General features: G+C 42.4%; 6 protein-coding genes. All 6 read right to left on the bottom strand.

From position 1 onward, the window contains the following. Positions 1 to 89: 89 nt before the first annotated feature. On the bottom strand, positions 90 to 2,444 hold the full coding sequence (locus tag NC99_RS10525; protein WP_053183427.1) for a glycoside hydrolase family 95 protein: 2,355 nt from the start codon (positions 2,442 to 2,444) through the stop codon (positions 90 to 92). A gap of 15 nt (positions 2,445 to 2,459) precedes the next feature. Then, on the bottom strand, positions 2,460 to 5,471 hold the full coding sequence (locus NC99_RS10520) for a T9SS type A sorting domain-containing protein (RefSeq protein WP_082326425.1): 3,012 nt from the start codon (positions 5,469 to 5,471) through the stop codon (positions 2,460 to 2,462). A gap of 6 nt (positions 5,472 to 5,477) precedes the next feature. Next, on the bottom strand, positions 5,478 to 7,442 hold the full coding sequence (locus NC99_RS10515; RefSeq protein WP_053183423.1) for a glycoside hydrolase family 97 protein: 1,965 nt from the start codon (positions 7,440 to 7,442) through the stop codon (positions 5,478 to 5,480). 7 nt (positions 7,443 to 7,449) lie between these two features. After that, a complete protein-coding gene (locus NC99_RS10510) occupies positions 7,450 to 9,657 on the bottom strand; it encodes an alpha-galactosidase (RefSeq protein WP_053183420.1) in 2,208 nt (735 codons plus the stop codon). Positions 9,658 to 9,841: 184 nt separating this feature from the next. After that, positions 9,842 to 11,347 (bottom strand): RagB/SusD family nutrient uptake outer membrane protein, encoded by a 1,506-nt coding sequence (locus NC99_RS10505; protein ID WP_053183417.1) that lies wholly within the window; start codon positions 11,345 to 11,347, stop codon positions 9,842 to 9,844. Positions 11,348 to 11,382: 35 nt separating this feature from the next. Next, the gene (locus NC99_RS10500) at positions 11,383 to 14,799 is read right to left on the bottom strand and encodes a TonB-dependent receptor (protein WP_053183415.1); all 3,417 of its coding nucleotides are present in this window, start codon (positions 14,797 to 14,799) and stop codon (positions 11,383 to 11,385) included. Positions 14,800 to 14,894: the final 95 nt, after the last annotated feature.

Here is a 14,894-nt window from a genome sequence, read left to right as displayed (position 1 = left end):
ATCACCACAAATAAAAAACTCGGAACTTGTACTATCCAACATTTCGACCTAAACCGGCCTTTGAGAGCCAATGGATATTAGGAATCAAATTATAATTTGTTAGAAATGACATCACGCAGCTCTTCGTTCACTTTCACTTTCACCTTTTGGGACGTGGGCGACGAAATCGTAAAATCAGTTACTCGCCCATTTCGCCATTCAAAATCAACCGTGAAATTTCCACGTGCTTTCAAGCCGCTTACTTTACCTTCCTTCTGCCAATGTTCAGGAATTGCTGGCAGTAAATGGATAAATCCAGCATGACTCTGAATGAGCATCTCAGCTATTCCTGCGGTAGCACCAAAATTACCATCAATCTGAAAAGGGGGCCCTGCTGATAATAAATTTGGATAGACACCACCACCGGCACCATAATTGATGTGGGTATCTAAAGTAGGTTTGAGTATTTCGCGAAGAAGTTTGAATGCCCGGCTTCCGTCGTGGAGCCTGGCCCAAAACAATTGTTTGTAAGCAATCGCCCAACTGGGACCATCATCACCCCTTACTTCTAGTGTTTTTTTTGCTGCTTCGGCAAATTCCGGCGTACTTTCCGGGGAGATTAAGTGTGCTGGGTACAAACCGTATAAATGTGAGATATGCCGATGTTGCAGATCCGGCTCCTCATAGTCCTTCAGCCACTCCATAATTCGTCCATCATCAGAGATCTGGGCAATTGGAGGTATGTCTTTCAGTTTTCTTTTTAATGTTTCCCTAAATTCAGCATCTTTACCCAGAACTTCCGATGCTCTAATGACATTGTTGAAAAGTTCACGTATAATCTGATTGTCGATGGTTGGCCCCATGCAAACATTAGCGTGACTACCGTTGGGCAAATAAAATGAGTTTTCAGGCGAAACCGATGGTGCTGTAACCAGCCAACCTGTTTCCGTATCTTGCATCAACATGCTATTGTAGAACTCTGCAGAACCTTTTAGTATCGGATAGATCTCTTTTAGGTAATTCTCGTCGCCTGTAAAGTCGTAGTGCTGCCAGAGATTGTTGCAAACCCAGCCCGATCCGGCATTCGAAATCCCCCACGATGCACTTTCACCGGGTTCGGTAAATCCCCACACATTGGTAATTACGTGCGCCACCCAACCATCAGCATTATAATAAGCTTTTGCCGTTTTCTCACCGTGAGGCACCATCCGTTTAACTAAATCAGCCAAAGGCAGATTCAATTCCGAAAGATTAGAAACTTCCACCGGCCAATGATTCATCTGCACGTTCACATCCAGATGATAATCCCCATTCCACGGCGTGTGGATTTGATGCGCCCAAAGACCCTGCAGATTCGGAGGCAATAAACCTACCCGAGTGCTGGAAATCGTAAGATACCGCCCAAATTGGTAAAATAACGCGGGTAAAGCAGTATCCTTTTCCGGTTCATTGTAAAACTTCGAGAGTCTTTCATTAGTAGGAAGATCACTGTTCTCACCACGCCCCAAATCAAAATGAACCCGGGAAAACATTTGTCGATAGTTCTCAATATGCGCTTCTTTCTGCTCATGATACCCCGTATTAACTGCCTTTGTCAAAAGTTCACGAACATCGCCTTCAAAATCAGCATTCCTAAAACTAGTTCCGACAGAAATGTAGATAATTAATTCTGAAGCGTCTTTTACCTTTATTTTTTCCGATTCTATCGTTACTGTTCCATCCTCCGTTAGCGCTTTTACCAAGGCCAGATATTTCATCCCTGGATTGTCAGTACCACTTACTAACGCTCCCTTCATCTGCAAAATAGTTCCGTCATTGCTGACCTCAAATCGTTCAGCCCTGTCCAGGCTAATCTCACAATTGATCATCCGCTTTTTGTCGGCAGTAATTCTCACAACATTCACGTCATTGCCAAAACCAGTAAAATATTCTCGTCGATAATTCACCTCGTTGTAAGAAAATGAGCAGCTGGCAATTGCACTATCAAGATCTAACTTTCGTGAGTAATCAGCTACAGAATCGAATCCGGGATTCTCACCGTCATACAAATAGTTGATCTGAAGTTTACCCAACGTTTGAAAACAGCCGAAAGGCTCAGCCTGCCCTCCTTTACCCAGGCAGACAAATTCCTCGTTCACTAAATCCTGGGCCTCGTCGTTTTTGCCATCAGTTAGCAACTGGCGAATTTCGGGCAACTTTTTATACGCCTCATAGTTGTTAGCATCCTGAGGCGCACCCGACCACAACGTGATGTCATTTAAAACAATCGTCTCCTGACTTATTTTACTGTCTGGAGTCATCCCTAAACGGCCGTTACCCAAGGGTAGCGTTTCTTCCCACTGCGACGCTGGTTGATTATACCACAGATGCAATTCTCCATTCCCGTCTACTCTTGTAGAAGAGCTGAAAATCACCCAAGCAAATGACAGTGAGATATAGTAACTCCATTTACAAATTATCTTCATAGAAATGGGTTTAGATTATTTGTTGGTTTTGATAACTTTTGAGATCGTTTTACTACCTCCCTTTTCGGTTACAGACACCAGGTATACGCCATCTGGAGAGCCTTCCAAATCCATGACCGTTTCATTCTGATTGATTTCGTTTATTGACTCGACCAGAGCTCCCATAGAATGATACAACTTTATGCTTTCAATGCTGTTTCTCCCTTCGATATGTATCTTTGCCCGGGTTGGATTGGGAAAAATCCGAATGCCGCTCCCTTCTGATATATCGTCCACCGCATCCGGAAAACCTTTCGAGAATCGAAGAATTACTGCATCGCGGGCTGGCACATCAATAGATATAGAGTTCCCCTCGTAGTTTATGTCTTCTCCGCTAAATAATTCCTTTACACCATAATCTGTTCCTTGGATTTCCAAGCGGTCAAAATCAACATTGAACGTTTTAGCATCTTCATAATTGACTACGATTACGTCGTAAATCCCTTCCGATTCCTTTACAAAAATCTCGCTAGCCCCACTCTCCGAATGGCCATCAACCGGGCGAAAAGCAACTCCATCCTTTGCAACTTCCAATACGTCTTGGTTCTGTAATAGGATTCTTGCTCTTTCAGACCACTGGCCTGGCACAGAAAAGTCATCTCCAGTGAAAATTGTTCCATTAACTACTCCAGAAGCGAGCCGGGCACGATTCTCCCCCATGGAGCTGTTACCAAAAACCAAATGGTCACCATCTATAAAATCATACATTTGATCCTGCCACCATCCGTAAGTGTTACTATTCAGGGTATACTCCGTGGCGCCAATATCAGCATATGCATCACAAGCAATTCGTCGCGAATGAACATAGCGAGCTGTTGCAAGGTTTGGCGAAATAGCGGCATAGATGAGCATTCTATCATTAAGCTGATCAACTAAATATTCCATGCCTTTGCGAAATGCCTGCATTCCTGTCGTCACTTCAGGATCATAATAATGATCAGCATCCACCGACGCATGTCCGATAAAATCAATCTTAATCATTTCGAACCCGCAGGCTATAAACTTGTCAACCAAAAGACTTATCCGATCCTGCGTTGCCGGATGCGTCGGATCCATAGCCCGTCCGCCATCTTCATCGTGATATGCTCCGTTGACTTTTGTCCATGCTGCAGCATAACTGTAGACACTTCCTTCGACTTGTCGGTCGTACTTACCCCAATCCACAAAAGGTCCCCAATAAATACCCGGTTTCAGCCCCTTGCTTTTACAATAATTGGCAAATGCCACCAGATTTGAAAAATCGCCTTCCAATCCTCCACTCACCATATTGTCCCAGTATGAGTCCAAGTCAATATAAGCGGTCTCTCCATTCCTGAAATCAGGCAAACTTTCTACAAAAAAATCGACTACTGCTTTCGCTTTATTCAAACTGAGATCTGTTTGAATGGCTCCCCAACTGTTCCACCCAAATGGTGTCGGCTGGTCCCACTCAAAAACATAGCGTGGTTCTGCCACTGCATTAGCCCTTCCGTATTCTTCCATTCCAACACGCCAATCATCGAAATACCCAACAAACAATTTAGGAGACTTAATCTCTTCCCCGGAAATTGAGCCATGTGCCTTTGCGTCACGAGTAACATTTTTATCCGTATAACCTCCCCAAGCAACAAGCGAAGACAATTCGCGGCCTTCTCCTGCTCCTTTAATTCCAGTTTTCCAGGTGGCATGTTCAACCGAACCAACCACCAGTCCTTTACGGCTGATATCATCATAAAAAGCAGTTACCTCCGAACTAGTTGCTGTCGTGTAATTTTCCAATTTGTGCGATCGATAGCGAGTAAAACCATCGTTATCGAATGGAACAAAAAGGAAACGATTATCACCGGCTTCTGCAATATCAACCTGACTGCTAACTAATGGTGCCATATAATTTGACACAACAGACTCGCCTTTCAAAAAAACTTCTGCAAGAAAATAATCGCTTCCATCGTAAGCGTAAAACACTTGTTGCATATCAGGAAGATCTTGGGCTGTTAACGTCACTATCATTTTCTGTCCATCCCCAAAATCATCAGAAATGTCTTCAATGGAAACCTGACGATCTTCGTAGTCCAGACTACTGATTGACGCATCACTATTTTTCACCATGCTGTAGGCCGAGGAGATGACCTGATGATCTCCGAAGTACATCGAATAGGTTCCAGTTTGAGTACTGTATTTTAACTCCCCGTTCGTACCAAACTTAAATGATTCAATACACTCAACGCAAACTGGCACAACTTCAAAGTCTTGCAGACTCTCTTCTTTTAGGAGGGGATCAAATGATAGATACGGAGGATCAAACACACTTCCCTCTTTTATTGGGGTAATGGTGTAGCTTTTACCTCCCGTCAGACCAGTAAATGAGTACGTTCCGTTTTCATCCGTTTCAATATTGCCGTTTTTAGCACCGGAAAGAGATAATGTAACTCCTAGTACACCCGTTTCATCCTGTTGCACGTTGCCAGAGATATTGAATGTGGGGCTTGGAGTCAGCGAGAATTGATCAAGGTTAGGAGCCCACCCGTTCGGATTATCAAAAACCAGCGTATTTTGACCTTCGATCAATGCAATTTGAATTTGTACGGTAGAAGGTGTCGACCAGCCACCGGAAGGCGAGCAAACAACCTCCAACCTCATTCCATAGTTCACCCATACAGAAAATGATCGTTGATCAGCGGTACAGTAGCTTATGGAAAGGTCATAATCTCCTTCCGATGGAACTTCAAACACTTTCGTTACCGACCCATTCTGTGTTCCACCCAAATTTCCAACCTGCTGACCTCCCGAGCATTCACTGGCATTTTGCACAGCTGCGCCATTTGACAAAACAGAAGTCTCAGCTTCAAATTCAAACTCCTGGGCAACGAGATTAACGGGAAAACCCAATACCACAAAAAGAAGGACTGCAGTCCAATTTCCATTAAACTGAAGTTTCCTTTCCATTCTTCTAAAAATCCAATTTTTTAATAACGTTATCTTATTTCTGATCCAACCAAAGAATTTCATGCTTTCCTAATTTATTTTTTCCAAATGAATCACAAAACCACCAACTGGGAAGACTTCCAGGTGCTCTTTAGATTGGTTTGAAATGCTTTTAGATACTGTAGAAAAAGACTGGTTATTTTCGCCATCAGTAATGAAAGTAGCTTCGTAGCTCTCTCCGGCTTCCAAAAAGCCAAAATTAAGCTCAATAACTTTACCGACATCTTCTCCATTAATCCCTCCAACAAACCAATCTTCACCTCTTTGTCTCGCAATCACAACATCATCTCCCGGATAACCGGACAGGAATTTGGTGTCATCCCATGCTGCAGGGACAGACTTTAGAAAATCAATGACCTCCTTTGGCTGAGCTTGATACATTTCAACCTTGTCCGCAAAATGCTGAATCCCCGATTCAAAGACAACGGCAAGAGCCAGCTCAAAGCCATAAGAAGTTCGGTGCGGAACCTGTTGAATCGAAAATGCAACCGGTGTATAATCCATCGGCCCCACTACATTTCGGGTGAAGGGCAGAATCGTACAATGAAGCGGCGCGCCCTGTTCATAGTGCGAATGATAAATGTATCCCTCTTCACCAATGACACTTTCCATTGAAATCAAATTGGGATAAGTACGCGACCATCCCCTGGGAACGGTGCAGCCATGAAAATTTACAAGCAGCTTATTGGAAGCTGCATCTTCCATTATCCCATGATAAAGCTCCATAAAGTCCTGTTTGTCGCTTGAGAAAAAATCGACCTTAATTCCCTTGACTCCCAGTTCTGAAATCCGCTCCATCTCCTGTTTACGGATATCTCGATCAAACATTTTATCTCTTGGCCCAGCGTTCACTCGATTGATCGGTCCTCCTGAGTTGTACCAAAGCAACAAGTCTACACCCTTCGCTTTTGCATAGTCAGCCATTTCTGCAAGATTAAATCCTTTTCGGGTGTCCCAACCTGCATCGATAAGCGAGTACTCCCATTCCATCTCCTTTGCAAAGTCTATATACTTCTTTAGTTTCTCTGGTGTATCATTTGATCCGTCCAGATACCCGGACCACCAAGCCCACGAGGCCCGACCAGATTGAATCCAGGAAGGATCCTCTATTCTCGACGGATCACTCAAGTGGGTGACCAGGTTCGACTCCAGAATATCGCCCAACTCCGATCCAATCAGAATCATTCGCCAAGGCATATCCCACGGTAAAGTTGATTCGGCATAAGTATTACCATAACCAAAAGCTTCCTCTTCCAACGGTGGCACAACATGGTACAACCCATTATCTGCTACTGAATCCAAATGAGATCCATAGAAATTAGCTTTCAGATTGGCCTCAGAGAGCAAGACCCAGTGCTCATTCACTTCGAACAATGCTGGGAAGCACCAGCCTTCCCTGCCGGGCGATGGTGTCCCAACGGGCATTTCTCCCTCATAATTGCGCTCGTATGCCGGAGCATATGCTGTCGGTTTGTCGTAAGGTTGCATCCATGCATTTCCCTCCGGAAGATTGAAACCAGTTAGCTCATGCTCTACAATATAAGTTTGCTGGTCCTTCTCAGGAAAAACGTATTTGAAAGCAAACCCTTCCTCATAAACTCGACAAACCAAATCTAAAAGGCCACCCTCCAGATTGGCAAATTTGAATGTATATTCGTTATAATGATTCCGATTCACGAGTCTTTTCCCGGTAGACAGCGTATAGGATTCCCCAACGGTTTTTTCCTTCTCTCTCCCAATAAACTTCAGTGTATCAAATTGCTGATCTTTACGAACAATTCCCAACGGTGAATTCTCAATCACAACAGTTCTATTTGAGCCGTTCGCAGCCCACACCTGATAACTCAACCGTCCATCTTCTTGTATCTGTAGCTGGGCAACGATTTTTCCCTCAGGAGACACCATCGGCCATTCAGTTTCCACCTTCTGTCCGCACGACACTATACCTAATAGTATCAGACTGATTGCTAAGACCTTTATTCGATTAATATTCATCTCCTTTTTATTTTACTTCGCGAATGAGCAGGACAACACTTTTCCGGCCAGCATGAACTTGTGGATTGTATCCAATTTTCATCAAAAATTCTCCACTGAAGACCTGATCGGAATTTAAAGGCGATGAGGTTCCCGGATAAATATTAACCTCTTGAATCTGGTAGTTCTTTGCGGTATCAAGTCCTTTAAACCTAATCGGGTCCTCACTTTTTTTGTCATATCTGTTGTTGACCAAATAATTAAAAACAACACCCTCGCTCTTTTCCAGATTCACAAACATCAATGACGCAAAATCGTTCTCTTTTGGATCTGCTAAGCGATATAAATCTCCGTGCCAAACCGTTTCTTTTAATTTATCATAAGCTTCAACTGCCTGCTGACAGAAGCGCAATTCTTCATCGGGCAGCTCACCAATGACGATATCAAATCCAAGTTTCCCCATCATGGCTACGTCAACTTTGTATTTTAAAGATTGCTTGCCCCAGTCAGTGACGTGATTGGAAGTACTGATTGCTGGATAGAAATAGGAGTACTCCCATTGCATAAATACGCGTTCCAAAGGATCGGTGTTATCGCTCGGCCAAAACTCAGTAAAATATTGCAAAGCTGCGTAATCCACGCGTCCGCCACCCCCCGAGCACAGCATCATTGGTACGGTTGGATATTTATCACGAATTCGCTCCAATACATTATAGAGGCCTCTCACATAATCAATGTACAAGTGCGTTTGTTCCTTCAGGTGATTCGAATAGGCGTTATAAATTACAGCGTTACAATCCCACTTGATGTAGGCTAAATCAGGATTCTCTACAAAAAGATCATCTACCACTTTGAAAACAAAATCCTGTACTTCGGGATTACTCAAGTCCAATACCAATTGATTTCGAAAATAGTGTTCATCGCGTCTTGGCTGCTTAATGACCCAATCAGGATGTTCATGATACAAACTACTTTCCGGATTTACCATCTCAGGTTCGACCCAGATCCCAAATTTGACACCATTTTTTGTCGCCTCTTCAACCAAAGAGGAAACGCCATTAGGTAATTTCTTACGATTTGCTTGCCAATCACCAAGTCCAGCATCATCGTTGTTTCGGGGATACTCATTTCCAAACCAGCCGTCATCCAGCAGGAACAAGTCAACCCCCAACTTCTTGGTATCTTTTAACAACGAAAATAACTTCTGCTCATTAAAGTCAAAATAAGTTGCTTCCCAGTTGTTAAGCAGGGTTAAACGATCGCCTTTGCCATCCAATACTTTATAATTACGTGCCCAAGTGTGTAATTTACGACTTGCTTCACCTTTACCTTTTTGGGAAAGGACATGTAAAAATGCGGGAGTTTTAAATTTTTGCTTTGCTGGAAGTTTGTACTCCGAAGCATAATCGTTCATCCCTGCAATGATCCGCAGGTTGTCTTGTGGATCCAACTCCATTTCAATCTTGAAATTTCCGCTCCATTCCAAAGCTCCATACAAAACTGTTCCTTCATCCTCATTCGCCGGTTGATCGAATGATACCATAAACACCGAAGGCTGAAACAAATTAGCCCGTGTCCCCAGTTTTGAATCAATTGTTTTTATTCCATGGGTTAACTTTGATTCTTCAGGCTGCATTTCCTTGGCCCAATCCCCATAGTATTGTGTCAAGTAAAATTCTTTCCCTTTGAGGCTTAAGTTTGCTGATGCAAACTTATGCAATACGACAGGCTTCTTTTCCTGATGGCTGATCACAGCCCATTGTTCAATCACATCCTCATTAAAATAGGATTGATAATATAACTCGACCTGAACCGGATAAACCCGATCTTTCATGGTCACCTTTAACAAAGAAACGTTGGCATCAATCGTTTCGGTCTGATGATTCACATACTCTAAATCAAGCGATTGATTTCCATCGGAATGGGTTAACCGAATAGCTGGCTCAAGCAAATTCCTGCTTCCGGCCGAGGTATATGCAGAATTATAAACGTTAGTATAGTCTGTCGCTTGCTTATACTGTTCTGAAATGTATGTGTATTCAGAATCTATAGAAAGCCTTTCTCCGAAATATATCATCTTCAGATCGTTGCTTTTGTCAACCTGAAAAACCATTGCATTCTGGCTTGTCTCGACAGGAATAATCTGAGCCTGAATTCCGGAAACCATAAAAAGAAGCAAAATGAAAACTGACAGGCTTCTAAAAAGCCATGGAATAAAACGATAAATGCTGTACATGAAGTTTATTTTTATGTGATATAATACCTTTCTAAATCATCCACCATTGAATAATTTGTTTGTTTTTACTGTAGCAGGTGATTAACCTATCAGGATAGTCTTTCTCATAATTAACTACCTCTGCTAGTCGGTAGCAAGAAAACATAAGGGTGCCTTGGTTTGACCAAGACACCCTTCAAGATAATTAATATCCAGGATTCTGGTCTTCCTCGTTTATTAATTCGTTCTGTTTAATTTCCGATTCAGGGATTGGATATAGGTTGTGGAACTCCGAAATCATGCCTTCTTCTTTCGCCCATGGATTACGTTCTTTCACCAACGACACCAATTTTCCAGTACGAATCAAGTCAATGCGTCTCCATCCTTCGAATCCAAGCTCCCGCATTCTCTCGTCCATAATTTGAGTTCGGAACTGGTCTTGAGACATCCCCGTGGACCATGCATGCTCCGGCGGCAAGGTTCCTCCAAAAGCTCTGGCTCTCACAGTAGTGTTCACCAGCTCAACAGCGGCTGATGTTTGTCCAAGTTCATTTAGACACTCCGCTTTAGACAGTAAGATATCCGAAAGACGAAGAAAGTAAATCAGCCCCCCTGAATACCAGAAGTTTTGCACTCCTTGGGTACGAATGTCTTCAAATTTCCTGGTATGAGGACCCAATTCGTCTGCTTGCCCCGTCCACGTAATTTGTGGTTCTCTCCCATCAGGCAAGGTGAAATCATAACGAATTGAGGCATTCTTCCTAGTATCGCCTGGCTCCCATATACCGCCATCGGACACATTTTCTGCATAATAGTCGGTCGGCATGCAAAGATCATATCCCCCAAAATAGGTGTTAGCATCAAGGTCTGCTACGGCTCTCGAACCGGCATGATGTTGGACCATATTGTTATCAGGCCATACGTTTGTAAACTGAAAAGCGTAAATAATTTCAGAGCTATTTTGGTTTGTTGTCGTGTTAAATAACTCCCCATAATTGCTCAACAGAGAATAATTTGGAATCAGCATGTCAAAATAATCCTTCGCTTTTTCAAAATCACGTAATCCAGTACTTTCAGGAGCACTCATATAAATTTTACCGAGCAGCGCTTGAGCAGCAGCTTTTGTGGGAAGCTTCTTATCCTCCTGTGTAGTTGGTAAATTATTAGCCGCATATTCAATATCTCTGATAATAAACTCAAAGACATCTGTAAGGGGCTGCCTGGATTCTCTCATGTCATCCAAGTCGATAATTGGAATAGGTCCCCAGTACATTGCCAATTCGTAGTTTACAACTCCTCGAATGAACGATGCCTCGGCTTTTAGCCTTTCGGATGTGGCATATTTAGCAGCCTTTGCTGCCGCACTTACAATTGGCCATCTCAAATTCCACTGCTCAGCTAAAACAGAATTAGAAGCATTGAGGGCTCCGTTATACTTGTCTAAGGCCGCCTGGAAGTTATTTTCTCGAATCTGTTGACCACCCTGCTTCCCCTCATCAGTACCCATGGTGTACATATACAGTGCTCGTCGATCGCTTCTTGTTGTCCTCCATTGGGTGTACAAGCCAGAAATCAAGAGTTCGATATTCTCCTCGTCGCCATACACTTCTTCTTCGGTTAGTTGTGTCTTTGGCTCCTCTGTCAGAAAGTCTTCGCAAGAGCTAAATAATAAAGCTCCCAATAATATGCTTAGATAATATATTTTTTTCATTTTGTAGTATTTAGATGTTACTAATCAGAACTAGCCTAGAAGCTAAAATTCAAGCCTAAAACAAACATTCTTGCGGTTGGATACCAATCTCCATTTTCTGGATCATATCCTTTATACTTTGTCAGGCAAAACAAATTACTTCCGGTTGTGTATACTCTGAAATCCTTCATTCCAACCTTTTGAGCAACGCTTCCGGGCAGGTCATAAGCCAAGGTCAATGTCGATAACCTTAAGAATGATGCATCTTGTAATGCCCAAGAGGTTTCTCCTGTAGAGAAGCGAATCGAATTGTCGTAAGTTGCTCTAGGAATATTTGTATTTGTATTCTCGGGAGTCCAGCGATCCAACATGTCTTTATGAGCTGAACTATAACCGGTTCCATTCATCAATCCCTCATACAAGCTACCAATCGCTTTAGCACCCGAAGAGTAATTAAACACGGCATTAAGTGATAAGCTTTTATAAGCTAATCGAGTTGAAAATCCCCCATAAAACTTTGGATCACTCTTACCAACGATCACACGGTCATCCTCGTCAATCACTCCGTGCCCCTCTTCTCCTGCCTGTTGTTGATCCTTAGGCAGAATGTCACCCGGCTCCAGCGTTTTTCCAGGCAGGGTTAGAGAATTAACGTAGTCCATATCCTCCTCCTGAATAATCCTATCAAACTCCCACATATAAATCGTGTTGAGAGACTCGCCCAGGAAGAAGTTCCCTGTTCGTTGTATTTCAGTTCCGGTAAAGCCTCCGAAATTATAAATGGCATCAATATCGCCATACAATTGGGTCACCTCATTTTTGTCAAATGAAATATTCGCTGCGACATCCCACTTAAAGTCATCTTGATCAATTACGGCTGCATTTAAAGAGAACTCAAACCCTTTGTTGGTCATTTCACCAATATTTTCAATTGCTGAACCATAACCTGTCAAGGTTGAAAGCGTACGACGCATTAGCAAGTTCGAGTTAACGATATTGAAATACTCTGCCGTCATTTGTATCCGGTTGTCAAGCACGCCAAGATCCAACCCGATATTCATTTGCGATTGCTTTTCCCAGGTAAGAGCAGAAGTTCCTCGTAATCCTGTAGAATTGAATGATACCTTACCATCTGAATAGGATGGGTTGTAGAGGCTTAAAAATGCGTAGTCCGGAATACTTTGATTACCCACAGAACCATAGCCAAAGCGTAGCTTTGCCAAGTCAAAAAGACTTTGTCCACTCATGAAATTTTCATTAGCCATATTCCAGGCTAGTGCTACCGAGGGAAATAATCCCCATTTGTGACCTTCGTTAAACTTGGACGACCCGTCATATCGTGCGGTTACGGTAGCATAATATCTACCATCATAACTATAGTTTAAGCGCCCCAAGTATGACATTAGAGTTGACGTAACTTGATTGGAACCTAAGTTGAAGTTTTCTTTTCCAAAAGCAGCTCCCAAATTGAAATAACCAAAGTCATCAACCGGATAATCCTGTGCTGTAACATTGGTGTACTTAAACATATTCTTGCTAAGGCTGGTACTAACCAATGCGGTCAAGAAATGCTTATTAAACTTCATATCATAAGTTGCCGAATTATCCCATTGGTAGTTAAACGCATGATCCAGGTTATGAATGGCAATTCCGCGATAGGAATTTCTCAATGCCTGCTGAATATCACTCGGTGTATATTCATAGTATTCCTGATCAATCAGGTCAACGGAAAATGAAGTCCGGACATTTAGTCCTTCTATTGGATTAAAATTCAGATAATTTGACGAAAAAATCCGACTCTTATAAGTATCCTTATCCAACGTCAATGTCTTGATTGGATTCTCGCTATTGATATCCCAGTTATTACCCCATGCCAAATACAAGTGCTCGTCGCTGATGGGCAACAGCGGGTTTGCCCCTCTCGCTACACCAAAGACTTTTCCATCAACCAAGTCATTTACTGATCGTGTATATGACGTATTTGTCCCAACTTTCAACCAACTTTTTACATTTTGTTCGAGGTTCACCCGACCAGAATATTTCTTATAGTTTGAACTTTTAACAATTCCTTCCTGATCGGTATAACCAAAACTCAAATAGTAATTTCCCTTGTCAGACCCGCCGGACATACTCAGGTTATGATTTTGCTGAAATGCAGCCCTGGTAACTTCATCAAGCCAATTGTAACTTTCACCATTGTTATAGCTTTCAATCTCATAATCAGCAAACCACAATTTTCCGTCAGCCAACAATTCGTCATCGATAAAATCTTGTCGGCTCGCATTGGGATTTAGCGTATAATATGCACCTCCAACTGAAGCTGCATTTTCAAGGGCATCGATCCTCAGTTCAAACATATCTTTGGCACCTAACGTGAGTGATTCATTGGTGAATTGCTGAACTCCGAACCATCCGTCGTAAGTTAGTTTACCTTCTCCGCTTTTCCCCTTCTTTGTTGTGATAATCACGACACCATTGGCCCCTCTTGATCCATAAAGAGCTGTTGACGATGCATCTTTCAATACATTAATTGATGCCACATCATTCAAGTTGATCATGTTGAAGTCGCGATCCATAACAATCCCATCCACAACATAGATTGGGCTTGCCCCGTAGTTCATGGAATTATTTCCCCTGATTTTAATGGACGCATCACTTCCCGGCTGAGGATTAGATCTGATATATACCCCCGCGGCCCGACCTTGCAGTGCCTCATTCACACTTGTTACGGGACGTTCCTTCAGCGTTTCTTCATTTACATTGACTGTTGCTCCTGTTAGATCACGCTCCTTAATAGCCGCACCCACCACAATCACTTCATTAATTGAAGTGATATCTGATAACAGCAGCACGTCAATATTCTGACGGTTAGAAATCGAAACTTCCTGCCTTTCAAAGCCAATAAAACTAAAAACCAAAATCGCGTCCCTGGGAGCTTCCAGAGAATAGTTTCCTTGAAGATCAGTTATAGTTCCTACTGTTGTTCCTTTAATCACGACATTTACACCTGGAATAGGTTGATTGTCATCACTGGAAACCACTTGTCCGGTTACCGGAATCTGTTCACTTTGTTCATTCTGTATTTCAACCTTTGATTTTTCATGCCAGCTTTTCTTCGCCACATTGATAATCTCGTTAATCTGCTTAAATTTCAGATCCGTCTCAGTTGAAATCACTGAGAGGATGTCGTAAATACTCGCATTGTTTTTATCAATGGTAATACGCTGGTTTTTATCGATCGCCCGTTCATCGTACACAAAGACGTAATCCGTTTTTGATTCAATTAAATTGAATATTTCCCGGATTTTCGCTCCATTGATACTCAAACTTATTCGGACTTCACTGATCGTATCCACCTTTTTTGCAGACTCCGCCTGCGCATACAAAGCAGAAAATGAGAATACTTGCAGCAATAGAATCGCAAAAATATAGCGAGGTCTATTTACCAATTGTCTTACTAAATAATTTTTCATACGTTTGGAATAATTAATTGGTTTTTAATCTGATTAATAAATTGAGGCATGATGCTTTCACCTATTCATGCCTTTTTCTAAGCCGGAGGTCCTAA

Source organism: Sunxiuqinia dokdonensis (assembly GCF_001270965.1).
GTDB classification, from domain to species: Bacteria; Bacteroidota; Bacteroidia; order Bacteroidales; family Prolixibacteraceae; genus Sunxiuqinia; species Sunxiuqinia dokdonensis.
The sequence above is the reverse complement of the archived record's forward strand: the minus strand, read 5'-3'. Positions and strand labels throughout refer to the sequence as shown.

What these genes read in the sequence shown, in the direction of transcription:
- NC99_RS10525 (WP_053183427.1), bottom strand. Translation starts at nt 2,444, where the DNA reads ATGAAGATAATTTGTAAATGGAGTTACTATATCTCACTGTCATTTGCT.
- NC99_RS10520 (WP_082326425.1), bottom strand. Translation starts at nt 5,471, where the DNA reads ATGAAATTCTTTGGTTGGATCAGAAATAAGATAACGTTATTAAAAAAT.
- NC99_RS10515 (WP_053183423.1), bottom strand. Translation starts at nt 7,442, where the DNA reads ATGAATATTAATCGAATAAAGGTCTTAGCAATCAGTCTGATACTATTA.
- NC99_RS10510 (WP_053183420.1), bottom strand. Translation starts at nt 9,657, where the DNA reads ATGTACAGCATTTATCGTTTTATTCCATGGCTTTTTAGAAGCCTGTCA.
- NC99_RS10505 (WP_053183417.1), bottom strand. Translation starts at nt 11,347, where the DNA reads ATGAAAAAAATATATTATCTAAGCATATTATTGGGAGCTTTATTATTT.
- NC99_RS10500 (WP_053183415.1), bottom strand. Translation starts at nt 14,799, where the DNA reads ATGAAAAATTATTTAGTAAGACAATTGGTAAATAGACCTCGCTATATT.